Genomic DNA, 25522 nt, shown 5'->3' with positions numbered 1-25522 from the left:
CTGATCATCGGCGGCTGTATAGCCGGAAATCCGTGTGTTGCCAAAGCTGGCCAACATAGACGAGCAGGCCAGTCAGCATCATGCTTAGCCACCACTCAAATGCATTTTCGAGCCGGTCGTAAGCGTCTCCCAGCAGCGCATCCAGTAGCAGTGAGATAAGGGCAACGCCAAGCGTGACGGCGCTGGCGCGGGTGAGTACACGCCCCAGCTGGGGCTGGTGACTGCGGAAAAGCGCTTTTGCTAACAGCACAAAGTTGACGAAATTGAGGCCAAAAAAGAGCACGACGCCGAAACGGCGTAGCGTGCGAAAACCGTCGCCGCTATGACCTAGAACAAGGGTATAGACCAGTAGCGCCAGGCTGGCAACGCTGGCAATGGCAATCAGGCCGGCTTGTCGTTGGCCGATAGTTGTCAGCCAGTGTGTGTTCAGGTACCAGAATAGCCAGAGTAAAACGGCGGCTGGGATCATGCCGCCTTTGAAGACAAAGTAGGCGAGGCCGTGGCGGCCGCTGTGGCTGATGCTGATGCAGTCTGCCCAGTACGGATTGCACCAGCTAATAAAGCCTTCCCAGCCGGTTATGGCAAAGCTGGTATGCAAGGTAGCCAGAAGCAACAGCGCAGTGGCCCAGGGTAGATGCCAGCAGCGAATGGTCATGCTCGAATTATATGCCAATTCGGGCTTATCGGCCGCCTGTTAGCCCTGAGTGACAGCGTCCAGCAGCTCCGTGACGGGCTGATTGGGACGGATGAAGATGCCCTCGCACTCTGCGGTAACAATGCCGCCGGCTTCAATTTTTCCGCGCGCAAAGGTCTTGCGGCCTTCGGCTCGGTCGATCCAGGCAGACAGTTTCAGCGCCATATTGAGTGGCGTCGGTCGACGGTACTTGATGGTGAGCGTGCCGGTCATACCCGGATGGCCACCCATAAACTGCGCCATACCGAGAAACTCGTCGAACAGTGCGGCGACAAAGCCGCCGTGAACACAGCCGGGTGGTCCTTCATAGCGCCACCCCATGGTCACGCGGGCGTAGGCGGTATCGCCCTCGGCCCACATTTCCAGCGGCGGTGCGATGGGGTTGCTGTGTCCACACAGAGGGCCCACTTCCTGAAACACCTCGCTAAAGGTGCCTTCACTGGCTTCGACATAGCCGTTTCGCCCGTAGACGCGCGGCGCTTGGGTAAGCTGTTCGGTGGCAGTTTGCAGCCACTGCGTCATCTCTCTCATCTGCTCGGGCGAGGGCGTTGATGTCATCATCGCCTCGGCGAAATCACGCATGGCTTGCGCCATTTCGCGTTTGGCTTCCCAGTGGGGCGTCGCTGGTGTACGCGATTCCAATGGCAGGAAAGGGTTGTGCAAATCTTCGAGCATACGGCGTCCTGAGCTATTGTCGGAGCCTGCTGGCATATCAGCCATAATGCCACTTCCGGGCGGGTTCGCCATTTTGATAGTCAATGGATTGAACATCAAACCAGATCGGCAGCAGGTGTCTTACGTAGAAAGAATGGACAATGGTACCCCCTTCATCCAGGTCTTCGTATTCTTTAATCTGAATCTCGTTATTCACCGCCTGCATTGCCTTCGCTTTGGCGAGCAGGGCATCGACTTCTTCGCGGCTGTCAAACAGTAGCCCCAGATGGTCGTAGCCCGGTGATTGCATGGGTTCGGGGCTTTCAGCGAGAAGGATAAACTGACTGACATCCTCGTCCAGCATCAGCAAGAGTGCCTTCTGATCCATGATGTCGATTTCCAGTGTGTTCCAGCCAAACAGGTCGCGGTAAAAATCGGTGATTTGCTGTTTTTTGGCAGGCGTGAGTACGCCTTCGGCAAAGGTTAATTCCATGTGGTTCAGACGCATGGGCATAGGGGGCTACTCCTTATGGTTTTACTGGAGTGTGGCATAGCCGTTGGCCGACAAAAATTACTGACTGTTTAATCTGCCTACCAGGATAAGGGAGAGGGGGAGACTGCCATCGCTGGCGGATGGGGCGAGTTCTTGTTCGATAGTAAAGTTATGGTTTTGGAACAAAGCGCGCCAGTCGTTGAGGGTGCGGAAGTACCAGGGGGCGGGTTGCTGGAAATCTTCGGAAAAGCCAGCCCAGGAACCGTCCTGCCAGCCGCTTGAGGTATGCGTGGTGGCATGAGGGTGCAGGGTTTGCACAACGAGGTGGCCGCCGTGTGACAGCAACTCTGCCATCGCGGCAAAGACTAACTCTGTTGCACCTTTGCCGATGAGTGAAAAATTGCATACTGCGCAGTCAAATCGTTGAGAAAAGTCGGCGTCGGAAAGGTCTTCATAGCGCAGACAGCGGTAGTGTCCGCCCTTTTCGCGCGCCGCGCTGACCAGAGATTCAATGGCATCAATACCTAGGCAATCGCAGCCCTGCGCACGCATCGTCCGGCACAGCCAGCCTTCGCCGCAGCCGACATCGAGCAGGCTCGATGGGGCCAGCTCGGTTAAGGTGCTAATGATGGCCTGATTGGTCACCTGTTCGCGGCTGGCAATCTGTCGTTCGCGCACCGCACGCACCCAGGGGGATGCGTTGATTTCCCAAGAGGCGAGAATGGCCTGATCGCTCTGGCCGTCGCTAGCCATGGTTTAGCGCTGCGCCTGCAGGAACCTGATCATGGCTGTGTTTGTTTCCTCCGCCTGATCAATGTTGACCCAGTGTTCGGCGCCGTCAATGCCGACAATCTCTGCTTGTGGAATCTGGCGCGCCGCAATCTTTGCGTTGTAATAAGGAAAGCTGCTGTCCTGGCGTCCCCAGATCATCATCACGGGTAACGACGTTTTGCCCAGGGCACTCCAGCCCCGGGTATTGTCCAGCACAGGTGAATGCCGCAAGGTGGACAGGGCAGCGCGGGTGACACCCGGAAACTGACCGTAGACCTTCCAGTAAGCCATTGCCCAGTCATTTTCCTCGCGGTTGAGCAGGTAGTTGCTGATTTTGGAACTCAAAATGGATTTGCCCGCGTAATAGAAAACGTACTCGCCAGCAAATGGAGTTTTTACCAGTTGCTGCAATTTTTCCTGGCCATCAGGCCAGCCTGCGGGGCCGGTAAGCACCAAACTGCTCACCGCCGAAGGATTCTTCACAGCATAGTCGCTGGCCAGCACGCAGCCAAACGAGGAGCCAACCAGGTGTACCGGATTCGTGAGCCCGAGCTCAGCGCGCAGGCTGTCCAGTTGTTCGTGGAACAGTGGTGGCGTGTAGGGGCGCAGCGGACGATCCGAAAGGCCGCGACCAAATAGATCGTAGGCCACCACGTGAAAACCAGCTGCCGCCAGCGCGTCGACATTGGGCTGCCAGGTTTCCAGATAGCCGTTGAAACTGTGAATCAGTATGACTGTGGGATTGTTCGGGTTGCCCCAGGTTTGATAGCGGGTTTTACCGTGTTTGGACTGGATGGTTTTGGCGCCAACCTGTTCCCGGTATTCCTGCAGCGCGGTATTGCGCTCTAGTTTGGGCGCCAGCAGGGGTAAAACCAGTAGCGCGGCAACAACAATAAAACCCAGCAGTAAACGCAAAATCACACCTCCCTAGAGAAGGCGTGAGTATACCGACAAAATGACGTCCGGGTTAACCGCTGCCGCGGCTCATTAGCTGCAGTTTAGTAGCCGCACATTTCAGGCAGGTAGCTGCTGGATTGTTTGCTTAACCAGGGTTGGCCCGGCCGCGCATGGCGTGGCGAGTTATGCAGACGTGTGTCCAGCTCGTCGACCACTTCGGCCCAGTCGGCGTCATCGCTGATGGCTTCACGCAGAAATTCTGCCTGTGCGGGCGACCAGAATGCGGCGTCGGGTAATGGCATTTCCCTCGGCAGAGGCTGGTGGCTGTTTATGAAATGCTCAACATCCTTGTCATCATCGGGCAGTCCGAGTTGCCTGAAAAGGGTGTTCATGCTGTGGACAATGGGTTCCATATAAACAGTTACTCCCTCTGGGTGATAGGATGAGGTGCGGTTAAGGCAGAGACAGCTGCCAATCCGCTTTAATTGTGACTTGATCATAACAAAGTATGGCGTGGGGTCTTGGATCAAAGTGCTCTATAGAGAGGACTGCTTATAAGCTTGAGTTTCAAGCCCCGAACGTTGGCATCAAGTGCTACTGACAAGCCGAACATTGCATTGGAGAGGTACCCTTTATGGATATGACAGTCTATCTGCCCCGGATTCTCCGGGTGGGCGGCGGCGCGCGCCACGAGCTGGGCAAGGTGTTGGCTGACCTGGGCTTGTGTCGGCCGTTTCTGGTGATTGATGCCTTTCTGTTGGGGCAGGGGCATGGTGCAGCGCTGGAAAGTTCACTGGCTGAGCAGGGGCTGCCACTGCGGCAGTTTTCCGGGGTGGTGCCAGATCCGACTACCGAGTCTATCGATGCCGGTCTGGTTGAGCTGCGCGGCGGAGACCATGACTGCGTGATTGCACTGGGTGGCGGCAGCGCGATTGATACCGCCAAATTTATGGCCGTGATGGCCAATCGCAGTGGCAAGTTACGCGATTACAAAGTACCCGTGACGATTGATGATGGTTTACCGGTGATCGCGATTCCATCAACGGCAGGTACCGGCTCCGAAGCAACCCGGGCGGCAGTGGCAACCGATTCCGAAACCGAGGAGAAAATGCTTTGTATGGGGCTGGGGCTGATGCCGGTCGCGGCGCTGGTTGACTATGAGCTGTCCGTGACCATGCCGTATCGATTAACGGCGGATGCGGGTATCGACAGCCTGTGCCATGCGTTGGAAGCCTTTGTGAGCCGAAAGGCCAACCCGTTTACAGACCCGATTGCGCTGGCTTGTATGTCGAGCATTGTTAAGTATCTGCCGGTTGCCTGTGAACAGCCCGACAATCTGGAGGCGCGAGCGGCCATGATGCATGCGGCCACTCAGGGCGGCATCGCGTTTTCCAATGCGTCGGTCACGCTGATTCACGGAATGAGCCGACCGATTGGCGCGCATTTTCATGTGCCGCATGGCCTGAGTAATGCGATGTTGCTACCCGAGATAACCGACTGGTCTATTGACGGTGCCAGATCACGCTACGCCGAGGCCGCGCGGGCAATGGGTTATGCGAAGCTTGAGGATAATGATGGCGCGGCTGCGGATAAGCTGGTTGCGGGTTTGCGTGCGCTGTGTAGTGCGCTGAAAGTGCCGGGCCCTGCGGAGTTTGGTATTGCGCAAACCCAGTGGCAAAGCTTGCTGCCATTGATGGCGGAACAGGCGCTTGCCTCAGGCTCGCCGGCCAATAATCCGAGGATTCCTGATAAGGGTGAGATTATTGCGCTCTACGAGAGGGTTTGGGCGGCCTAATGGCCGCCCTGGGTGTCGCGGGTTTTAGAAGCGCAGGCTGGCGCCGAGGTTAAAGCCGTTCACTTCAATATCGTCATCGTCGTACAGGGAAATGTACTCCGCAAACAGGTCTACATTGTTCTGTAGTTTTGCGCTCAGGCCCAGACCGTAGCTGATGTCGTCATCGTCGTCGTCGCCGAAATTGGTGTCGATGCTGGTTTCGGCTACGCCGAGCAGGCCGTAGAGTGTAACCACGTCAGAAATGGGCAGCATCGGTTTGGCATAAATGCCGATAAAATCTTCGATTTCGACGGTGAAAGGCCCTTTGGTGTCGTCATCAACGCCGAAGCCCAGGCGGCCTTCCAGTGCAAAATTGGGGTTGAGCGTTGCGCCAAAGGTCAGGTTGAGAGTTGGGGTGTCAAAGTCGGTAGTCCCGGCTTCTGTTTCCAGCAGGCCGTAAGAGGCGCTTCCATACATTTCGCTCATGGCTGACGCTGACAGGCTCAGGGCAATGGCAGCAATTCCGAGTTTGGCTTTCATTCAGTCCTCCACACATCACGGTTAGGTGGTGCGAGTCTGCCCTAAATTGGGGCGGCATTCAGTGGAAAACTGTGTGAATTTGCCTCAAAGAGCTCATGGAACTTATTCAATTAATGAGAAAAAGTGCCCGCGCTTCCTAGCGGCGGGCTCTGCGGCAGGTTGGGCGCGGGTTAGAAGGTTTTGCGTAGCTCAACACCGTAAAAGCGCGGATTTCCTAGAGCCTGAGCGAAGGTGCCGATAGAGTCCCCGGTGGCTACAGCGCCAATGTCGTAACGTTCATCGGTGGCGTTTTTTACATACGCAGAAATGCTCAGGTCGTCCTCGTTGTTATTCCAGGTAACCCGGGCATCGACCAGAGTGTAGGCGTCTGAGTAGACGCCTTCAGGGTTGGTGTGACGAACATCCCAGGATCCGTTATCAAACCCAAGGTAAATCTCGCTCTTGTAGCTGAAATCAATGCGCGGCGTAATCAGCCCGACTGGCGTGACAAAAGTGTACTGCATACCCAGTGAGGCTGTTTGCTCTGGTGATACCGGAAACTGCTCGTCGCTGCGATCAATCTCCACGCTGCGCCCCTGAGTAGCCAGTGCCGTGAGGTCCTGGTCAACGAACTCTTTAAATTTGTAATTGTTGTTGCTGTAGCTCAGGGTCACCATCATTTGCGCGGTGGGGATCCACATAAGCTCGAGCTCGCCGCCTTCAATCACCGATTCACCGGCGTTCTGTGAGGTTACTACGAGGGTGTTCGCGGAATCTGTTTTCACTGTGATCAGCTGCATATCTTCAAAGATCATGGAATACAGTGCGATATTGAGACGCAGCGAGCGCTCAAATGCATCGATTTTTACCCCAATTTCCCGATTTTCAAGTTTTTCGGGGTCAACTACGACCAGTCCATCTTGGCCGCTGGGCTCCAGAAAACCGGATTTGAACCCGTTACTCCAGGTGCCATACATCAGCAGTGAATTCAACGCATTGTCATCGAGCCATTCGCTGGGCACAAACCAGGAAGCCGACGCCATGGGGGTAAACTGACTGAATGTTGAATCGCGCTTGTCGTATTTTGGTGCGCTCAGTGGTGAGCTGATATCCGGGTGGCCAACGGCGTTCTTGAGGATCTGGTTGGCAATGCGAATGGGGTCCTGCAACCAGGCGCCGTTAAAGGTATGGATGGCAAGGTCGGGATACAAGGTATTGAAGCGTGGATCGGCGCCAACGATGGCGCTGACAGCCGCGTTGTCTGCAATCTGGGTGACGAGTTTTGATTCGCGCTGTTCTTCGGTGTAGCGTCCGCCCACGGTCAGCTCCAGGTTTTCGGTGATATGCCAGGTGGCTTGGGAAAAAACCGCGCTGGTCTGACCCTCGATTTCGAAATTCTGCCGTGTATCCAACGGCAACAATGCCGCCACAATGGGTAGCGGGGTGCCAATGATCTGCGGCAGCAGTGATGGCGGTGTGCCTGCATACTGACCACCCAACAGCCCTGCCAGCACCACGGCATCGACGCCAATGATAGGATCGGACGTGAGGAAGGTTTCTGATTTGTATTCATGCTGCCAGAATACGCCGGCGGTGTAATCGACACGGCTTTCCATCACGCTGCCATTGAGTTGGAGTTCCAGTGTCAGGGAATCCTGGTCGCCTTCGCCGAGTATGACGGCTTTTTGATATTCCTCCGGACCTGCGTCGTCGCTATTGGTCTGGGGCCCTGTTTTCAACGCGTCCCGATAACCCACAATGGCCTTCAGGTCGTGTGTGTCGCTGAGTGCCCAGTCAAAGGTGGCGCCAAACATCAGGGTGTCGAGTTTTTTGGTCTGCCGCTGGCTGGCGCCCATGTTGGTGGTTAGATCCGGCAGTGTGTCGCGATCATTGGCCGCGCAGTTGTCTTTGTAGGCGCGGGGGTTGGCGGGATCGGTATCGCCGGGCCATAAGATACCCAGGCCATTTACAAACAGTGCGTTTTCGTTGACCAGTTTGCAGTGATAGGAGGGATAGCGCTCATCAATTTTGCCGAGAAAGGTGAAAGTATCAAAGGTTAGCTCGTCGCTGATCAACCATCGGGTCTGAAAAATTGCGGAGAGACGATCCACCGACTGGTTGTTTGAGGTGGACAGATCTTTAATAAATCCGTCGCGGCGATGGCTGTTGAACGCTATGCGGGTATAGAAGTCGTCATTCACCGGAAAGTCATAGGCAGCGCGAATACGCTGATCATTGTAGTTGCCCAGTGCCACTTCGACGTAGCCCTGCTGTTCTTCCGAGGGCTTGGTCAGGGTGAATACCAGAGCGCCGCCGGTATTGTTTTTGCCGAACAGAGTGCCTTGAGGACCGCGCAGAACCTGCACGCTGTCGATATCGATGGTATCGAGTAATTGGCCATCAGCGCGGGGTATGAATATGCCGTCCAGATAGACGCTGACCGACGGATCTTGCCGTATCAGGCCAGCCCGCTGTCCGATACCGCGAATAAATATCTGGGTGCTGGTGCTGTCGTTGATTTGTAGGCTGGGGACTGATTTGGTGAGCTCGGTGGTATTCACGATGCCCTGAGCACGGAGATCGTCGCCGCTGATAGCAGTGACCGCAACCGGCGTTTCCTGAATGCTTTCGGCGCGCTTACGCGCGGTAACGACAACCTCTTCCAGTGCTCCAGAGAAGTTACGCTTACTACTGGCAGTTTGCTGGCTGTTGTCGGTCTGTTGCGCATTTACAAGCTGGCAGACAAGGGTGATCGTGGCAGCAAGACCCGCCGACGCAATTCGATTCATGGTGGGCTTTCCCTAGGGCAGGGGAGGCTTTCCCCTGGTAGCTGATTATTGGAATTATGTTGGCTGCTAGGATCTCGCAGCCATAGCTATTCTAGGAAGTGGAGAGACTCTGAGAATCACCCGTTTAGGTGAGTTGAGGTTCTGTCTGCTCTGACGCGCTCTGGGTCGCGAGTGAGTCGTCTGATGTATTTGGGTTGTCGCCGTTTGCGGTCGCGGTTTGGTGAGACAGGCGGCGTGGCTCAGCGTCATCGGTGTTTTTGATATGGCTAGTGCCACTGAAGTGGCCGCCGGGTTCGATGACCAGCTCGGTAACAAAGATTTCGCCAATTACGCGCCCGCCGCTGACAATTTCCAGTCGCTCGGCATCTATGGTGCCGTCTACGCAACCGCTGATCACAACTTTTTTGGCCTGGATTGCGCCGTCAAACTCGCCACCCTTGCCGACAGATACATTCAGGCTCGAATTGACTTTGCCTGACATTCTGCCGTCCAGATGAAAGTCGTCGTTTAGTTGGAGATCACCGACAATCTTGGTTCCGCTTGCAACAACAGTCGTTCCGGGCTGATCACTGCTTTCCTTACCGACTCGGCCAAGGATTCCCATTTAATATGCTCCGCTCGTTCGAAGATGACATCATAATTCTCGAACGACCACTCCGTAAATGGTTTTGGATCAAGTCTGCGGTGCAGGTAGCGAACTTCGTAGTGCAGATGAGGGGCGCTGCTCATGCCGGTATTGCCCGTATGGCCAATCAGATCGCCACGTTGAACGTAATCGCCGGTTTTGACCAGAATTTTGCTGAGGTGACCATAGGTTGAGCTGAATCCATAGTTGTGGTTCAGCTTGATCATATTCCCCAGACCGCTGCTTTTGTGGGGGGCTGCCCACTCAACAACGCCACTAGCAGTGGCAAAAATAGGGGTGCCGATTGCCGCACTCATATCCAGCCCGCCGTGCATTGCTTTGCGGTTTAGGACGGGATGCATACGCATGCCGTATTTGCTGGTCAGCCGGGTGTCCTGTAGCGGCATGCCGCTGGGGATGGATTCCAGCATCAGCCGCTTTTGTTGGGCTGTGATATTGGCCGTATCGAGCCTTTCGCCAATCGTGCTGTTGGGCTCAGGCTTCAGACCAATCAGAATTTCCAGGTCGCCCAGCTCTTCGTGAACCTTAGTCAGTGCTGCGGCTTTTTCATCGACAGCATGGAGTAGGGAACGTTGCTTGTTCAGTAGTTGCTGGTTCTGGTATTTAATGTGGGCCTGATATTCTTCCAGTGATTGCAGATTGCTGTTCAGCGCGGCAACTTTGGCCGAGAGAAAGTAAATTGACAACCCGCCTGCTACGAAACCCAGTGTGACCACGGTGCCAACTGCGCCAAGTATGCGGCGCATTAGCTGGCTAAAGTTGAAATGGCGTGCGCCTCGATAATCTGTAATGGTGACGGTATATCTGTCTCGCATTGATTAAACTCTTGTTTTCGCACATCTTGTCGCTGAACTTGTTGCGTCTTACCTTTGACACAAAATTCTGTCGGTAATATTACCTATTATTGGGCTATTGTGACCTAGCTCACGGTATTGCGCAATCTTTAATCAGGTGTGTCGCACGGTCGCGTTTTCGGGAAAGGGGTGTAAGGCGCTATCGTTAAAGTGTTAGTCTGGCAGCAAAATTCGCTGAAACCGCCGAACTCAAAGGGTTTGACGGCATAGAACTGGAGAATGGCGACTTTGAGTGAGCATGTGAATGCTGAATTTTTGCGCCTATGGGTGTTCGTTCTAGTCTTGCTGTTGATGTCTGGCTGGGAAAGCTGGCGACCTTTTCGGCCGCGACCCCGTGGTGGACGGCGCTGGACCAATCTGCTGTTGGCGGTAGTTGATGCGGGGGTTTTGCGCCTGTTTTTTCCAATGTTGGCGATGGGTGTGGCGCACTGGGCGACGCAAACCGGGTTCGGGGTACTCAATATCATCACGATGCCGGTCTGGTGTGCGGTGGTGTTATCGCTATTGCTGCTGGACCTACTTGTGTACTGGCAACACCGCTTGTTTCATCGGATCCCCGTGTTTTGGCGAATGCACGCGATGCATCACAGTGATGTTCAGTTTGATGCCTCCACCGGACTGCGTTTTCACCCGTTGGAAATTGTTGTTTCGATGTTGCTGAAAATGGGCGTGGTGGCGGTGTTAGGCGCGCCACTATTGGCAGTGGTGCTGTTTGAGATGCTGCTCAATGCCAGTGCGCTCTTTAATCATGCCAATATCAAGTTGCCGACGCGGTTTGAGTATTACTTGCGCGGGCTGATTGTGACGCCGGATATGCATCGCATTCACCACTCGGTGAACCCTGCGGAGCACCATCGCAATTTCGGCTTTATGCTGTCGGTGTGGGATCGGCTATTTAACAGCTACTGCCGGGAAGCCAAGCAGAATCCACAGACAATGGAGCTGGGCTTGAAGCGGTTTCGACAACCAGAAGAGCAAACCTTGAGGGCACTGCTGATACAACCCTTCAGGGCTCAGTGACGACAGCGTCGCCGTAGATCCGCTTGAACGCTTCCGGCATGCGCCGAGCTTTGCCGTTGGACATGCAAATGCTTACCAGTTTCCAAGTACCCCGCAGTATCGTTTCGGCGCGAGCTTGGCCGTTGCGCGCAAGCCTTACTAGCTGAAAGCGTCGCTCCAGTTGTAGTCTGCCGTCACACTGTGTCAGCCACGTACCCAATTCCAATTGCTCGCCGATATAGGCTGCACTGATGTAGTCGTATTCGGCGTGACGAATGGCCATGGCCGCGTCGAGCTGGCGGTAGTCTTCAATACCCAGACCGAGGGCCTGCGAATGCTGCCAACCAGCCTGCTGGCACCAACCGACATAAATGGCGTTGTTTACATGGTTCAGACTGTCGATATGTTCAGCTTCGGCGGTGTACTTGAGGATGAAGGGCGTGGGCAAATCCCACAGATCATGTTCGCTCATTGCTTAGCCCCCAAACAGATTGGCCTGGGCAATGCCATCAAATAGAAACTGCACGGCAAGCGCGCTCAACAGGATGCCGAATACACGGGTGATAACCTGGATGCCGGTAAGGCCAAGAAATCGGTTAATTTCGCTCGCCATCAACATCGATACCAGTGTGACGCCAATGATGACGACCATCGACGCCAGTACCATGGCTTGATGTAACACATTGGTATGAGCATCTGCCATTAATAGCAGTGTGGCGCCGATGGCTCCCGGACCGGCAATAAGCGGCGTCGCCAGCGGGAACACCGCGATATCGTGTTTCTCTATGGCTTCATTGTCTTCATCGATGGTCGTGCTGGTGGCGCCTGATGGGCGGGCAAAGACCATATCAATGCCAATAAGTAAAAGGAGAATGCCGCCCGCCGCACGCAGTGCCGCTAGTGAAATGCCAAGGCTTTCCAATATGAACTGGCCGACGATGGCGAACACGAACAAGATACCCAGCGCAATCAGGCAGGCTTTTACCGCAATTCTGCGGCGCTCACGTCGCGGAATTGCCACGGTAAAAGCAGCGAACATCGTGGCAACATCGATCGGGCCGATGGTGGCAAAGAAGGTAGTAAGGGCGACGGCAGCGTATTCGTACATGGCGGCTAAAGTACTGGGAAGTTCGGTGGCCGTCCAGTGCTTTACTGGGCGTTTTGTCGGCTTCTGCGGCGCACACCGGTGTGACCACTTTCACAGTGAAGGTCAAGGGCGCTGTACAGCAGGGTATTTTGGGGTATAACCAACAGCGGCGTTCTTAGTTGAATTGCCTACCATAACAATAAACGCTAAAAGTGGTCTGCTGTACGGCATCACCACATGTAACGAGCAACCTGTGTGCGAAGGCGCGCACGCCAGTACAGGAAGATTCAGGGTGTATGGAATACGACGCAATTTGAGGGTGTCGGTAATAGCGCGAACAGTCATGCTGTGCTGCGCGTTGCTGACAGGGTGTAACAATGGCTCAAGTGATAGCGATGCACCGCAGAGTACGCCAAGTGCGCCGGAAGAGGCTGTAGAAAAAAGCATTACGCCGCCCAGCCTGTACGACGCGTTTCGTCTGGCGCGTCAGGCTACCTTCGGCCCTGATGCGCGAACACTGGGTACCATTCGGCAACAGGGTCTGGAAGGTTGGCTTGATAATCAGCTTTCCATGCGTTCAGCCTACGACTCGACAACGGATTTTCGCAAAACCCATCTTGAGCGTTTGCAGGCAATGGCGGTGGCCGTTGAGCCGATGACCGACTGGTTCCCGCAAACGCTGCAGTCGCAATCAGGTATGCCGTTATTCGACGGTTCTGCTTCCAGACATACATTGGACTACCAGAACAGTATCTGGTTTGAACAGGCACTGGACGCGCCGGATCAGTTGCGACAGCGCATGGCCTATGCCCTCAGCCAGATTCTGGTGGTATCACACACGGAGTTTCCGCTGAATGCCCGCCCGGAAGCACTGGCTCACTATTACGACCTGCTGGCGAAACATGCTTTTGGCAATTTCAGGGTGTTGCTCGGTGCAATGGCGCGCAGCCCGGCCATGGGTATCTACCTTTCGCATCAGGGTAACCGAAAAGCCAACACTGCGCGTAAAACCCTGCCGGACGAAAATTTTGCCCGGGAGCTAATGCAGCTGTTCACCATTGGGCTGTATGAGCTCAATCAGGATGGCACAGCGAAAACTGACGCGGCAGGTAACCTCGTGCCAACCTACACGCAAGAGGATATCGAAGAACTGTCACGGGTAGTGACTGGCTGGGATTTGCAGTTTAACAGCGCCTACGGTCGCTTGTGGCAGCATGAGGGTAGTGTTGTGCACCCGATGGAGTTCAATCCCGACGAACATGATTTTGGCGAGAAGCAGCTTTTAGGGCAGACGATTGCCGCAAATATTCCCGCAGGGCGCGATCTCGATGTTGCTCTGGATATCCTGTTTGAACATCCGAATACGGCTCCCTTTATCAGTAAACACCTGATTCAGAGGCTGGTTACTTCTAATCCTACGCCAGACTACGTAGCGCGGGTTGCTGCAGTATTTGCGGATAATGGCGAGGGCGTGCGCGGTGATTTAAAGGCGACGCTGAAGGCCATTTTACTGGATTTAGAAGCGCGGACATCGACACTGGTTCAACAAGCCGATTATGGCAAAGTGGTGGAACCCCTGCTGACGTTGACGGGTATTCTGCGTGCCTTTAACGCCGAGCCGGTTGCTGGTTGGTACAACGAGCGCCTTGAATACCCGGAGCCAGCGCGGGTGAACGGCTTCTATTTTTTCCGCTCTGATCATCGTTGGCCGCTGGGTCAGGCTGCGCTGCGTTCACCCTCGGTATTTAACTTTTACAGCCCCGACTTTGTGCCCCAGGATGATTTTTACAATAGCGGTCGCGACGGGGCGGCCCTGGTGTTGCCGGAAATGCAATTGCGCACACCGACCAATATTGCCGGCTTTCAGTCGTTGTTGCTGCCCGGTGGCCCATTGCTGGAAAAAAACGGATTGGTGCTGACCCACGGGAATGTTGATGCCTTTGTGCGCGCGCAGGAGCGCTGGGTGGTACTGCCAATGATTGCGCACGTGAATTTTGGGCCCGTGCTTGATGCCTTTGAGCTCGCAATAGACGGCGATACTGACGGTGATTTCCAGAATATTAACCGTCGCAATACCAATGCAAAGGGGCAGACACCAAAACAGGCGGGCATTGATGCGGTGTTGCGCGCGCTTGAGCACATCCTGCTGGGCGGTCGTCCGCTGTCAGAACCGCTGCGCAGTGATCTTATGGTGCAGCTGGATGGTGGGCGCTATTTTAATGACGATCAGTTGCCGCCGGCAGAACAGGCTTTGCGGGTGGTGAGTGGCGCTGTGCAATATGTTGCGCTGTCCGCCGACTATCTGGCGCAGCAGTAAGAGGAAAAGACAGTGACGGAATTAAATCGACGGGAATTCTTTAAAGCGGTGCTCGGCGGCGGGGCGCTCGCGGCAAGCGGTGGTGTCGGCACGCTGTACTCGGGGTTTGCCCGAGCTGCCGCCCCCGCTTTTGATGACTATAAAGCGCTGGTGGTGTTTTATTTGTATGGCGGCAACGATGCATACAATATGGTTATTCCCATGGGTAGCGGTACTCGCAGTTACGATGAATACGCTAATAGCCGCGGAGGAATCGCTGTTGCGAACAAGGGTTTGACGGCGGATCGCCAGGGTAACAATCCCTATGCGGCAGGTGGCAGCAGCGACGCCGAAAAATATCTGGGCGGGCTTTATACCTTCGACGACTATGTTGCCGGGTTGGATGGCTATCGGCCCGAGACCCATATTGGCATCAACGCCATGATGCCGGAATTGGCGCAGCTCTACCGCGATGGCCGTGCAGCTTCGGTGGTAAATGTGGGTAGTTTGGTGGAGCCAGTGACCAAAAACCAGCTGGGGGAGAAAAAACTGCCGCCCTTTCTGTTTGCCCATAATCACCAGACTCGAGCGATGGAGACCGGTTGGGCCGACAATTTGTCTGCGATGGGCTGGGCCGGACGTCTGGCAGATTTGTGGGAAGCGCATACGGCCAGCGGTGTAAATGGTGGCTCAGCCTTGGGGCTCAATGTTTCCTTTGGCGGTAACAGTCGACTCATGACCGGGCGGATGAATGCACCCTCTGTGCTATCGCCTAGCAGCAGTCGATTGTTCGATACCAGGCAAGATCGTTTCGACGCGGATTTCTTTCGGCAGCTCAATCGAGAGCTACCCGACGACCACCCTCTGCATCGAGTGTTGCGCAGTGCCAACCGGCGCTCGGTTGATCTTTCCAATCTGCTATCCGGTTACTACGCCGATACCGAAGGCATGTTTGGCAGTTTGCAGAACCCCTACGGTGGCGACCTTTTCAGCACCCCAGATGCCACCGACCTGGCATTGAGTCGCGGGCTGTCTGGGCAGGCGTTGCGGTCCTTTCATGCGGTTGCGCGAATGATTCACGTTGGTCGCAATCAGCTTGGTTTAAATCGGCAGATATTTTTTGTCGGCATGGGCGGCTTTGATAATCACACAGATCTGGCGAGCAAGCATCCCTTGCTATTGCGGGAGATCAGTCTCGCGCTCAATGATTTTACGACAGCGCTGGACGACATGAATGGCGGCATTGCCGATGAAGTGCTAGTGGCCAGCCTGAGCGATTTTGGGCGAACGCTGGGCAATAACGGTGATGGCACAGATCACGCTTGGGCGGGCTGCAATATCCTGTTGGGCGGTGGTATTGACGGCGGCCGGGTATTGGGAGAGTTGCCTGACCTTAGATTGGGCGGCGACAGCGATACTGCCAGCAACCCGGGTCGCGCCAAGGGGCGCCTGATTCCAACCACGGCCATTGACCAGTATCTGGCCACCCTGTGCGACTGGTTTGGGGTGGCTGAAAACGAGATGGCGGGTCTATTTCCCAACCTGAGCGCGTTTGAAGCCACTCCAGGCGAGGCTTCGTCGGCCTACCTTGCGTTCAATAAAGCGCAGGAATCCGGTTTGCCTTTATCGCTATGAGCTGGCGTCAAGGTGCAATACGTGCATTTCAGGCATGATTGGCTGGCGCTTTCCTGATAAAATCGGCGGCCACGTTGTTACTACACAGGTTTTCGTTGGATGGAGCAGCAAGTATCTCCTCAACAGCTGGTGCGCGATCATCTGGATTCTCTCCAGAATGCCGTCGAGTCGGTCGATATTGACCGCGAAGCCCAGATAGAGCGTATCAAGGCCTTGTTAAAGGCGCGTGACGCTGTATTGGTTGCCCATTACTACACAGACCCGGAAATTCAGGCATTAGCCGAAGAAACCGGCGGTTGTGTCTCTGATTCGTTGGAGATGGCCCGTTTTGGTCGAGACCATCCAGCCTCCACGCTGGTGGTGGCGGGCGTCAAATTTATGGGCGAAACCGCGAAAATCCTGTCACCCGACAAGCGGGTGCTGATGCCGACGCTGGAGGCAACCTGTTCGCTGGATATTGGTTGTCCTGCCGATGAGTTTGCGGCTTTCTGTGATCAACACCCCGATCGAACTGTGGTGGTCTACGCCAATACCTCGGCAGCAGTTAAAGCCCGGGCAGATTGGGTGGTCACCTCCAGTATTGCCTTAAAGGTTGTGGACTATCTGGACTCCCAGGGGAAGAAAATCCTGTGGGCGCCTGACAAGCACTTGGGCTCTTATGTGCAGCGCGAAACCGGCGCTGATGTGCTGTTGTGGGATGGTGCTTGCATCGTTCACGAAGAGTTCAAGGCCAAGGGCTTGTTGGACCTGAAGGCGGTCTATCCAGATGCGGCGGTGCTGGTGCATCCGGAATCACCGCAGGCGGTGGTGGAGCTGGCCGACGTGGTGGGTTCTACCACGCAGATCATTAATGCCGCTCGGGACCTTCCAAATCAGCGCTTTATTGTGGCGACCGATCAAGGCATCTTCTACAAATTGCAGCAGATGGTGCCTGATAAAGAGTTTCTTATTGCACCCACCGCCGGTAATGGCGCGACTTGCCGCAGCTGTGCCAATTGCCCCTGGATGGCGATGAATGCGCTGGATAATCTGGCGGATGCACTGGATAAGGGGCTCAACGAGGTTTTTGTGGATTCCAGTCTGATCGATCGCGCGCTGGTGCCACTTGACCGTATGCTTGATTTTGCCAGTCGCAATCTCTAGGCGGTTGCGTTATAGGTGAAGCCCTTGATGATGCCTGTTCCCGCTGGAACAGGCAGCGCCTCCCTCAAATAGTGTCCCTGACTAGAATTTCTTGAGGGTTTCCCTCAAATCCTGTAAATCCTTCATCCGCTGCCGCAATTTGTGGCGTGCCACGTTGCTGTCGGCGGTGAGCGGCCAGGCGTAGTGCATCTGCTTTTCTGCACTGTCGAGATAGCCGCGCAGCATGAAATACTCGGCGCGCGCCATGTGTACCCCCAGAATATTGCCAGACAGCCCGTGCAATTCTGCCAGCTGATACCACAGGGCTGGATCCTGGGGGCGTCGTTTGCTGTGGTCCGAGAGCAATTCCTCGGCTTCATGGGGGCGGCCGCCGCGCTGTAAAACATCTGCCAGGGTCATCGTCAGGGCGTTGTTGCCCGGGTTTAGATCCAGGTGTTTGCGCAGTAACTCACTGGCGTCGCGGAAGGCTTTTTTGCCGGCCAGCGTATTGGCCTGAGCTACGACATAGGCAATGCGGTTGGGGTCGTCAGCCAGCAGCGGCTCAAGGCGCTTACCGGCTTCCTCCCACTGATCGTTTGCCATCAGTGCTATCACCACACCGTAGGTTGCTGATTCGGACGGATTGTTTTTCAGGTCGTGTTGCCATTGATTCAGTATGTCGCGTTTATTGGCTGCGAGTGAAAGCTCAGCCCGTTTTTTCATCAACTGGAAGTTAAGGCTGTCGGTATACACCGCGCGCTTGTAGTTGCGAGCTCGGTTGGTACTGTCGCTGATTCGGCTGTCGGTCAGAGGGTGAGTAAGCAGAAATTCCGGCGGTTTGTTGCTGTTGAAACGCAGCCGTCGATTCATGATTTCAAACATGGCGGGAATCGCGGCGGGGTCCATACCGGCATTGGCCATGGTCTGCATGCCAAGCCGATCCGCTTCCTGTTCGTGTTCGCGGCTAAAGCGCAATTGTGACTGCATGGCGGCCGCCTGCCCGGTAGCGATTGCGGCCATGCCGGCGTCACTGCCCGTGGTGGCTGCCAGGACTATGCCCGCCAGCAGGCCGGCCATCATCGATAGATTGCCAGCCCGTTGCTTATCGAGCGAGCGTGCGAAGTGGCGTTGGCTAAGGTGGGCCAGTTCGTGACTGAGTACGCCAGCCAGTTGCGCCTCGTTTTCCGCGTAAGTTAGCAGGCCGTTGTTGATGCCTACCACGCCACCAGGTACCGCGAAGGCATTCAGCTCCGGGTTGTTGACGATAACCAGCTCCAGTCGCTTGTCGCTGAGCTGGCTGTGGCGGGCCAAACGGTAGGTCAGGTCTTCGAGATAATCCTGCATCAGCGGATCGGCAACGGTATCTACTCGGCTACGGAAGGCTTTCAGCCAAACCCTTCCCAGCTCGTGCTCCTGATCCAGGCTGAAGTGCCGGGAGCTGCCGTCACCAAGTTCGGGAAGGTCATACTCGTTGCCGCCCCCAGCGTTGCTACTCTGGGAGAGCACACTGTATGGCAGGAGGAATATCAGGGACAGGAGTAGAGTTCTGATCACGTAACTACATTCATGAAATGAAAACAACTTTAGCGGTTTGTAGGCTATGAAAACAAGCTTAACTCTCTCTGACCAGATAAATCGTGAAAAGTGCCGCACTGATACTGTACGTTGTACGCTGGGCGACGCTCGGTTCGACCGTTATACTGCCTGCTTTGCCATTGTCGGGTGTGAGTAAGCTTGATGGATCAACCGTGTGACGTTTCCGTGGATGCCCGGGGGCTGGATTGCCCGTTGCCTCTACTCAAGGCCAAGCAGGCCTTGAATAAAATGACTGTTGGACAAACGCTGGAGGTAACAGCCACTGACCAAGGCTCAGTGCGAGACTTCGCCGTGTTTTCTCAGCAGAGCGGCCATGCATTGTTGTTGTCTGAAGAGTCCAACGGCGAGTACCGTTATATTCTCAGAAAAGCCTGAGGGGGAGAGCTAAGCATGTTGCGCATTATTCGCAACTGGATAGACCGGCTGTTTGCCGAAGAAGAAACGGTAGTGCTGTTGCTGTTGTTGTTGGTTGGCCTGCTGCTTATTGTGACGCTTGGTAATGTGCTGGCTCCGGTGATTGCTAGCTTGGTCTTTGCCTTTATGATGCAGGGTATGATCGCCACGCTGGTGGCCTGGCGCGCGCCGCGCTGGTTGGCAATCACGCTTGCCTATCTGTTGTTTATGGGGCTGTTCTTCGGGTTTATCTTCGGCTTGATGCCGCTGGTCTGGAAGCAGCTGACGAGTTTGATCCAAGAGCTACCCGTGCTGCTGCGTGAACTTCAGAAAACGCTCATGCAGTGGCCGGAGCGTTCCGATCTGATTTCGGAGGCACAGGTGCGTGACCTGGTGGGGGCGGCTGGTGCCGAGCTCGGTAAGCTGGGTCAGCGGGTGGTGTCGTTCTCCATCGCGCAACTTCCCAATTTGCTGGGTGTGCTGATTTACCTGATCCTGGTGCCCATACTGGTGTTTTTCTTTCTCAAAGATAAGGATCAGATTCTCGATTGGCTGAAAACCTTTCTGCCGCACCGGCGGCCACTGATGGCCAAAATCTGGATTGAGATGAATGATCAGGTCGCCAATTATGTTCGGGGCAAAGGCATTGAAATCGTTATTGTCGGCTCCGCGACTTATGTGAGCTTTATTTGGCTCGACCTCAACTATGCCGCACTGTTGGCGTTGTTGGTGGGGATGTCGGTGGTCATTCCCTATATTGGCGCGGCGGTGGTCACGATACCTGTCGTGATTGTCGGCTATCTGCAATGGGGCGTAGGGCCGGAATTTTATACGCTGCTGTTTGTCTATGGCTTGATTCAGGCCATCGATGGCAACGTTCTGGTGCCGCTGTTGTTTTCAGAGGTGGTTAATATGCACCCGGTGGCCATCATATTGTCCGTGCTGGTATTTGGCGGTGTCTGGGGCTTGTGGGGTGTCTTTTTTGCCATACCGCTGGCGACCCTGGTTAAGGCCATACTCAATGCCTGGCCGACGCCGGGTACGCTCTCGTCGTCAGTAACGCTTCAGGAGGAAAAGGTTTGATGTTAAAACGCTGGTCTCTGGTATTTCTGGTTTTCTGGCTCACCGCTTGTGGCGAGCGTCCTGTTGAACAGATCATTTTACCGGAGACCGATCAACGCCAGGCGCGCCATTTACGTCTAGATAATGACCTTCAGGTGGTGTTGATTTCAGACCCGCGGGTGGACAAGGCGGCGGCGTCACTGGATATCAAGGTGGGAAGCCGGCAGGATCCACGCGATCGTCAAGGCTTGGCGCATTTTCTTGAGCATATGCTCTTTCTCGGTACTGAGAAATATCCGGATGCCGGAGAGTATCAAACCTTTGTTGCCGGTCACGGCGGTTCACACAACGCGTATACCTCGTTTGAGCACACCAACTATTTTTTCGACATTGGGGCAGGTCATCTCGACGATGCGCTGGACCGGTTTTCGCAGTTTTTTGTGGCGCCGCTATTTAATGCTGAATTCGTCGGTCGTGAAGTCAACGCAGTCAATTCTGAGTACCAGGCTCGCATTCAAAATGATTATCGCCGCACCCTTGATGTGTTTAAGGAGTTGGCCAATCCTGAGCATCCGTTTACCAAGTTTACGGTAGGTAACCTGGCGACGTTGTTGGGAGGGCGTGGTGAAGAGGCATTGCGTCAGGATCTCCTGGATTTCTATAAAAAATATTATTCGGCTAATCGCATGACGCTGGTTGTTATTGGTCGTGAAAGCCTGGATGAGTTGCAGGCAATGGTTGCGCCGCGTTTCTCCGAAATAGAAAACCGGGGCGTAAAGATCAAGCCTGTCACGGAGACACTGGTAGATGAGCTCCCGCTGCGATTTGAACTCAAGCCCCACAAAGAGTTGCGCGAGCTCTCGATCAGTTTCCCGATGCCGAATGTGCGCCAGCAGTATCACAAGAAACCTTTACATTACCTAGGACACCTTTTGGGTCATGAGGGTGAGGGCAGCTTGCTCTATGTGCTCAAGAAAAACGGTTGGGCTGAGGGGCTGCGGGCAGGCACCAGTCTGGAGTATGACGGTGGTGCGCTGTTTTCCATTGACGTTGAGCTGACTCCGGCTGGTCTTGCTGCTGTTGACGTTGTGACCGACACGGTTTTTGAGGCTATTGCTCTGGTCCAGGAGCGCGGCGTTGAAAACTGGCGCTTTCAGGAGCTGGTGGACAATGCGCGTTTGCAGTTCAATTATCGAACGAGACCTAGTGAGATCCATGAGGCAAGCCAGCTGGCGCACAATCTTCACTACTATAGCCCTTCGGATATCATTCGAGGCGACTACGCCATTTCTGATTTTGACGCCGAACTGATTCAATCGCTCGCGGATCAGCTGACGTTGGACAACGCGGTTATTGCGATTACTCGTCCCGAACTGGATGGAGATAAGGTTTCTGAGCTCTATCAGGTGCCTTATAAGGTCACTGGTGTGACGGCGGCCATGCGTGATCGCTGGACTCAGCGCACCGGCATGCCGGGTTTGATGTTGCCTAAGCCCAACCCGTTTATCGCGTCAGATCTTTCGTTGCGAGCAGGAGAAGGTTCGACTACCCCGCAACAGGTAGTCAATACCAGCCGTGTGGGTGCCTGGCACATGCTCGACAAACGGTTTGCAATCCCCAAGGGCAATCTGAATATCCTTATTCGCTCGCCCAGCGTCAGTCGTGATCCCGAGCGGCAGGCTGCCGCAGAAATCTGGGTGCGTATGGTGCGTGACGAGCTTAATGCCTTTGCCTATCCGGCGCAGATTGCGGGGTTGAATTATTCACTGCATGCGCGCTGGGATGGAATCGAGTTAGAGATTCGCGGGTTTAACGACAAGCAGGGCATGTTGCTGGACAGCCTGGCCAGTCGACTGGGATCGCCGGAATGGGATGAGGTGCGTTTTCAGCGGGTGAAACTGGATTATATTCGCGATCTGGAAAATCAGCGCTTGAACGATCCGTACCGCTTTCTTTCGGCGAGTCTGTCGGAAAACCTTAAACGCCATCGCTGGTCAATCGAAGAACGGCTTGCGGCCGCCAATAAATTCACCATGAAGCACATCAAGGCCTACAGCCGTGAAGCGATGTCTGCCACGCAGCTCTACGTTATGGCGCACGGTAACTATAGCTCTACCGAAGCGCGAGAATACGCCAATATTGCGGCCGACTTCCTGCTCGGCGACCGAGTACCTGACGCTCGCCCGGAACAGGTGCGCCGGATTCCCCAGGGAGATTTTGGTGAGAGCTATAACCTGAAGCACAACGACGCCGCGCTGCTGTGGTATGTGCAAGCGCCAGATCCCGGACACCGGGCGCGCGTAGTGCTGGGCATTGCCGGTCAGATGGTCGGGCCTGCGTTTTTCAATCAGTTGCGCACGCAAGATCAGTTGGGCTACGTGGTCTTCGCTGGTGCTTATCCTGTACGCGAAGTGCCCGGGCTCTATTTCATGGTGCAGTCGCCGGTAACAGATACTGCCGATTTGCAGGATCGCTTTCGCACGTTTTTGTCGGGCTGGCTGGAAAACGGTATTAGCGAGGAGCTCTACGAGCGCAATCGACTGGCCTTGCGGGTCAAGCTGATGGAGACGCCACGCAATCTTTGGGAGGCCGGTGATCGCTACTGGCGCGATCTGATGGACGGCTATACCTCTTTTAATAGTCGCGAGCAGTTAGTAGAGGTGTTGGACTCCATGGGTTACGACGTATGGCGGCGCGAACTTGGCGCTATCATGGCGCCAGCTAACCGGCGTTCACTGTGGCTACAGGCGGGCGGTGACCGTGGAGAGAAGGATCTCGGTACACGAAGTCTGCAAGGGGTGATCAAGGCGGGCGGCAAGCGTGAATTTTTTCTCTATGAGCACCCGAAACTCGGAGAGTAATGTGTGAGTGCATTCCATGTAGTATTACTACATTTTATGTAGTGGTGCTTGGCTGGTAAGCGCCTAAAATTTCAGTGTTTTCAGTGAGTACTCGCGGTTTTCTCTTGCGTTTCGAATTTGTCCTTGCAAGTTTATGTATTCAATGTAAAATTTTTACATGCAATACGGGCCTGACCGGCCCGTTTTTGCATCTGAACAAAACACAAAAACGGGTCTCCGCCCACAAGGCGAGAACGCGTAAACTGGCCAGGTGATAACCTTCACTTTAGGCAACCATTCACTCGTCTGACGACGAAGTTTGCTCGTCGCGATATCGAAGGTGCAGAAGGTGGTCCCACTGGCCACAATGGGCTCAACTCAGCCCATCACACTGACATTCGATGGAAGGACGGTTTCATGCTTCAGGAACTTGAAGAGCTTCGCGAACACCTGCGCGATGATTTGGATCCTCAGGAAACGGAAGAGTGGCTGGATGCACTGGACGGTGTATTGCGGCATCAGGGCAAAGCGCGAGCAGCCTATCTTCTGAAAATGCTGGTGCGGCATGCCGCCCAGAACGGCACCAAGTTGCCACCCGCCATAACCACTCCTTTTCGCAACACCATTGAACCGACGGCTGAAAAACGTATGCCGGGCGACCTATTTATGGAGCGCCGGATTCGGTCTTTAATTCGTTGGAACGCGCTGGCCATGGTCATGCGCGCTAATGACAACAACGAAGCATTGGGCGGTCATATTTCTTCGTTCTCCTCGGCCGCGACGCTCTACGATGTGGGTTTTAATTATTTTTTCCGCGGTGGCGACAAGCCTGATCTGATTTATTACCAGGGGCACAGCGCGCCGGGTATGTACGCTCGCTCTTATCTTGAAGGGCGCTTGAATGAAGATCAGCTCGATAACTTTCGACGCGAAGTCGATGGCGACGGTCTTTCCTCCTATCCACACCCTTGGTTGATGCCGGATTACTGGCAGTTTCCCACGGTTAGTATGGGTCTGGGCCCGATTCAGGCCATCTATCAGGCGCACGTGATGAAGTATCAGGACAGTCGTGGTCTGGTGCAGCAAGATGATCGAAAGGTTTGGTGCTTCCTCGGTGACGGTGAGTGTGATGAGCCGGAGTCGCTCGGTGCTATCGCGCTGGCCGGGCGTGAGCAGCTCGACAACCTAGTGTTCGTGGTCAACTGTAACCTGCAGCGGCTGGACGGTCCGGTGCGCGGTAACGGAAAAATCATCCAGGAATTAGAAGGGGTTTTCCGCGGGGCCGGTTGGAACGTCAATAAGGTGATCTGGGGGCGACATTGGGATCCGCTGCTGGAAAAAGACAAAGAGGGTTTCCTAAAACGGCGCATGAACGAAGTTTGCGATGGCGAGCTGCAGAACTACAAGGCTAATGGCGGCGCCTATACCCGTGAGCATTTCTTTGGCAAGTATCCCGAACTGCTGGAATTGGTCAAGGACCTGTCAGACGACGACATCATGTATCTCAACCGTGGTGGCCACGATCCCTACAAGGTATATGCGGCCTATGCCAACGCCGTGGAGCACAAGGGCCAGCCGACGGTCGTGCTGGCAATGACTGTTAAAGGTTACGGCATGGGGAAGGGCGGCGAAGCCCAGAACGAAACCCACGGCGTGAAAAAGCTGGATTTGGAAAGCCTGAAAAAATTCCGTGACCGCTTTGCGGTTCCTATTTCCGACGCAGAGTTAAAAGAGGTGCCGTATTACCGTCCGGCAGAAGACAGCCCGGAAATGGTTTATATGCGCAAGCGTCGCGAAGCGTTGGGTGGTTATCTGCCGGCGCGCAAGGCAGATTTTGAATCGCTGGATGTGCCCACACTCGACGATTTGAGCGGACAGCTCAAGGGCAGCGGCAAGCGGGAAATTTCTACCACCATGTCGTTTGTGCGAACGCTGTCGTCACTGGTTAAGCACAAAGGGGTTGGCAAGGTCATCGTTCCTATCGTTCCCGATGAGGCGCGTACCTTTGGAATGGAAGGCATGTTCCGTCAGCTCGGAATTTATTCGTCGCAGGGGCAGCGTTACACGCCGCACGATGCTGATCAGATTATGTATTACAAAGAGGACAAAAGCGGACAGATTCTGGAAGAGGGTATTAACGAAGCGGGTGCCTTCAGTGCGTGGCTGGCGGCGGCGACCTCCTACAGCAATCACAACCTGCCGATGGTGCCCTTTTATATTTTCTATTCCATGTTTGGCTTTCAGCGCATCATGGATCTGGCTTGGGCCGCTGGTGATAGTCAGGCGCGCGGCTTTCTGATGGGAGCCACAGCCGGCCGAACTACCCTCAATGGCGAAGGTCTGCAGCACCAGGATGGTCATAGCCACCTGATGGCGAACATGATTCCCAATTGCCTGTCCT

General features: G+C 54.9%; 22 protein-coding genes. 9 read left to right on the top strand and 13 right to left on the bottom strand.

Annotation, left to right across the window (positions count from 1 at the left end):
- Positions 1-4: 4 nt before the first annotated feature.
- The 6 genes from ABYP39_RS03980 to ABYP39_RS03955 all read right to left on the bottom strand — a co-directional run bounded on the left by ABYP39_RS03980 (position 5) and on the right by ABYP39_RS03955 (position 3922).
- Complete coding sequence (locus tag ABYP39_RS03980; protein WP_372781236.1) at positions 5-655, bottom strand: hypothetical protein; 651 nt, start codon at positions 653-655, stop codon at positions 5-7.
- 39 nt (positions 656-694) lie between these two features.
- Complete coding sequence (locus tag ABYP39_RS03975) at positions 695-1414, bottom strand: PaaI family thioesterase (protein ID WP_372781234.1); 720 nt, start codon at positions 1412-1414, stop codon at positions 695-697.
- The gene (locus ABYP39_RS03970; protein WP_372781232.1) at positions 1407-1862 is read right to left on the bottom strand and encodes a VOC family protein; all 456 of its coding nucleotides are present in this window, start codon (positions 1860-1862) and stop codon (positions 1407-1409) included. The genes ABYP39_RS03975 and ABYP39_RS03970 overlap by 8 nt, the downstream gene beginning before the upstream one ends.
- Positions 1863-1919: 57 nt before the next feature.
- Positions 1920-2594, bottom strand: coding sequence for a class I SAM-dependent methyltransferase (locus ABYP39_RS03965; protein ID WP_372758810.1), 675 nt, complete (start codon positions 2592-2594; stop codon positions 1920-1922).
- Between the two features lie 3 nt (positions 2595-2597).
- The gene (locus tag ABYP39_RS03960; protein WP_372748203.1) at positions 2598-3527 is read right to left on the bottom strand and encodes an alpha/beta fold hydrolase; all 930 of its coding nucleotides are present in this window, start codon (positions 3525-3527) and stop codon (positions 2598-2600) included.
- 83 nt (positions 3528-3610) lie between these two features.
- A complete protein-coding gene (locus tag ABYP39_RS03955; protein ID WP_372748202.1) occupies positions 3611-3922 on the bottom strand; it encodes a DUF2789 domain-containing protein in 312 nt (103 codons plus the stop codon).
- 221 nt (positions 3923-4143) lie between these two features.
- On the opposite strand from ABYP39_RS03955, the gene ABYP39_RS03950 reads away from it, so the two are divergent.
- Complete coding sequence (locus ABYP39_RS03950) at positions 4144-5304, top strand: iron-containing alcohol dehydrogenase (RefSeq protein ID WP_372781230.1); 1161 nt, start codon at positions 4144-4146, stop codon at positions 5302-5304.
- Between the two features lie 24 nt (positions 5305-5328).
- On the opposite strand, the gene ABYP39_RS03945 is transcribed toward ABYP39_RS03950, so the two are convergent.
- The 4 genes from ABYP39_RS03945 to ABYP39_RS03930 all read right to left on the bottom strand — a co-directional run bounded on the left by ABYP39_RS03945 (position 5329) and on the right by ABYP39_RS03930 (position 10052).
- Entirely contained in the window at positions 5329-5823 is a 495-nt protein-coding gene (locus ABYP39_RS03945) for a porin family protein (protein WP_372748200.1), read from the bottom strand.
- Between the two features lie 170 nt (positions 5824-5993).
- The gene (locus tag ABYP39_RS03940; RefSeq protein ID WP_372781228.1) at positions 5994-8591 is read right to left on the bottom strand and encodes a TonB-dependent receptor; all 2598 of its coding nucleotides are present in this window, start codon (positions 8589-8591) and stop codon (positions 5994-5996) included.
- Positions 8592-8715: 124 nt separating this feature from the next.
- Positions 8716-9195 (bottom strand): polymer-forming cytoskeletal protein, encoded by a 480-nt coding sequence (locus ABYP39_RS03935; RefSeq protein ID WP_372748198.1) that lies wholly within the window; start codon positions 9193-9195, stop codon positions 8716-8718.
- Positions 9099-10052: a M23 family metallopeptidase gene (locus tag ABYP39_RS03930; protein ID WP_372748197.1), complete on the bottom strand. Its 954-nt coding sequence runs from the start codon at positions 10050-10052 to the stop codon at positions 9099-9101. Before ABYP39_RS03930 ends, ABYP39_RS03935 begins: the two co-directional genes overlap by 97 nt.
- A 258-nt stretch (positions 10053-10310) precedes the next feature.
- Between ABYP39_RS03930 and ABYP39_RS03925 the strand changes: the two genes are divergently transcribed.
- The gene (locus ABYP39_RS03925; protein WP_372781226.1) at positions 10311-11111 is read left to right on the top strand and encodes a sterol desaturase family protein; all 801 of its coding nucleotides are present in this window, start codon (positions 10311-10313) and stop codon (positions 11109-11111) included.
- On the opposite strand, the gene ABYP39_RS03920 is transcribed toward ABYP39_RS03925, so the two are convergent.
- Positions 11098-11562 carry an acyl-CoA thioesterase gene (locus tag ABYP39_RS03920; RefSeq protein WP_372781224.1) on the bottom strand — a complete coding sequence of 155 codons (465 nt, stop codon included), beginning with the start codon at positions 11560-11562 and terminating at the stop codon, positions 11098-11100. The two genes, ABYP39_RS03925 and ABYP39_RS03920, sit on opposite strands and share 14 nt — an antisense overlap.
- A 3-nt stretch (positions 11563-11565) precedes the next feature.
- Positions 11566-12198, bottom strand: coding sequence for a MarC family protein (locus ABYP39_RS03915; RefSeq protein ID WP_372781222.1), 633 nt, complete (start codon positions 12196-12198; stop codon positions 11566-11568).
- Positions 12199-12469: 271 nt separating this feature from the next.
- Here ABYP39_RS03915 and ABYP39_RS03910 point away from each other — a divergent pair, with 271 nt between their 5' ends.
- From ABYP39_RS03910 to nadA, 3 genes are all read left to right on the top strand, one after another.
- Entirely contained in the window at positions 12470-14494 is a 2025-nt protein-coding gene (locus ABYP39_RS03910) for a DUF1800 family protein (protein WP_372781220.1), read from the top strand.
- A gap of 12 nt (positions 14495-14506) precedes the next feature.
- A complete protein-coding gene (locus ABYP39_RS03905; RefSeq protein WP_372781218.1) occupies positions 14507-16108 on the top strand; it encodes a DUF1501 domain-containing protein in 1602 nt (533 codons plus the stop codon).
- Positions 16109-16207: 99 nt separating this feature from the next.
- Positions 16208-17251 carry a quinolinate synthase NadA gene (gene nadA, locus ABYP39_RS03900; protein ID WP_372747395.1) on the top strand — a complete coding sequence of 348 codons (1044 nt, stop codon included), beginning with the start codon at positions 16208-16210 and terminating at the stop codon, positions 17249-17251.
- An 81-nt stretch (positions 17252-17332) separates the two neighbouring features.
- Here the strand turns inward: nadA and ABYP39_RS03895 are convergent, their stop codons facing one another.
- Positions 17333-18736 carry a M48 family metalloprotease gene (locus ABYP39_RS03895; RefSeq protein WP_372781216.1) on the bottom strand — a complete coding sequence of 468 codons (1404 nt, stop codon included), beginning with the start codon at positions 18734-18736 and terminating at the stop codon, positions 17333-17335.
- A 231-nt stretch (positions 18737-18967) separates the two neighbouring features.
- On the opposite strand from ABYP39_RS03895, the gene ABYP39_RS03890 reads away from it, so the two are divergent.
- The 4 genes from ABYP39_RS03890 to aceE form a co-directional block, all read left to right on the top strand.
- Positions 18968-19201 (top strand): sulfurtransferase TusA family protein, encoded by a 234-nt coding sequence (locus tag ABYP39_RS03890; protein WP_372747393.1) that lies wholly within the window; start codon positions 18968-18970, stop codon positions 19199-19201.
- Positions 19202-19216: 15 nt separating this feature from the next.
- The gene (locus ABYP39_RS03885; protein WP_372747392.1) at positions 19217-20302 is read left to right on the top strand and encodes an AI-2E family transporter; all 1086 of its coding nucleotides are present in this window, start codon (positions 19217-19219) and stop codon (positions 20300-20302) included.
- Complete coding sequence (locus ABYP39_RS03880; RefSeq protein WP_372781214.1) at positions 20302-23142, top strand: insulinase family protein; 2841 nt, start codon at positions 20302-20304, stop codon at positions 23140-23142. The genes ABYP39_RS03885 and ABYP39_RS03880 overlap by 1 nt, the downstream gene beginning before the upstream one ends.
- Positions 23143-23538: 396 nt before the next feature.
- On the top strand, positions 23539-25522 hold a 1984-nt coding region (gene aceE / locus ABYP39_RS03875; RefSeq protein ID WP_372781212.1), incomplete at its 3' end, for a pyruvate dehydrogenase (acetyl-transferring), homodimeric type.

This window comes from Litorivivens sp. (genome assembly GCF_041625495.1).
Taxonomy (GTDB): domain Bacteria; phylum Pseudomonadota; class Gammaproteobacteria; order Pseudomonadales; family Spongiibacteraceae; genus Litorivivens.
The sequence above is the reverse complement of the archived record's forward strand: the minus strand, read 5'-3'. Positions and strand labels throughout refer to the sequence as shown.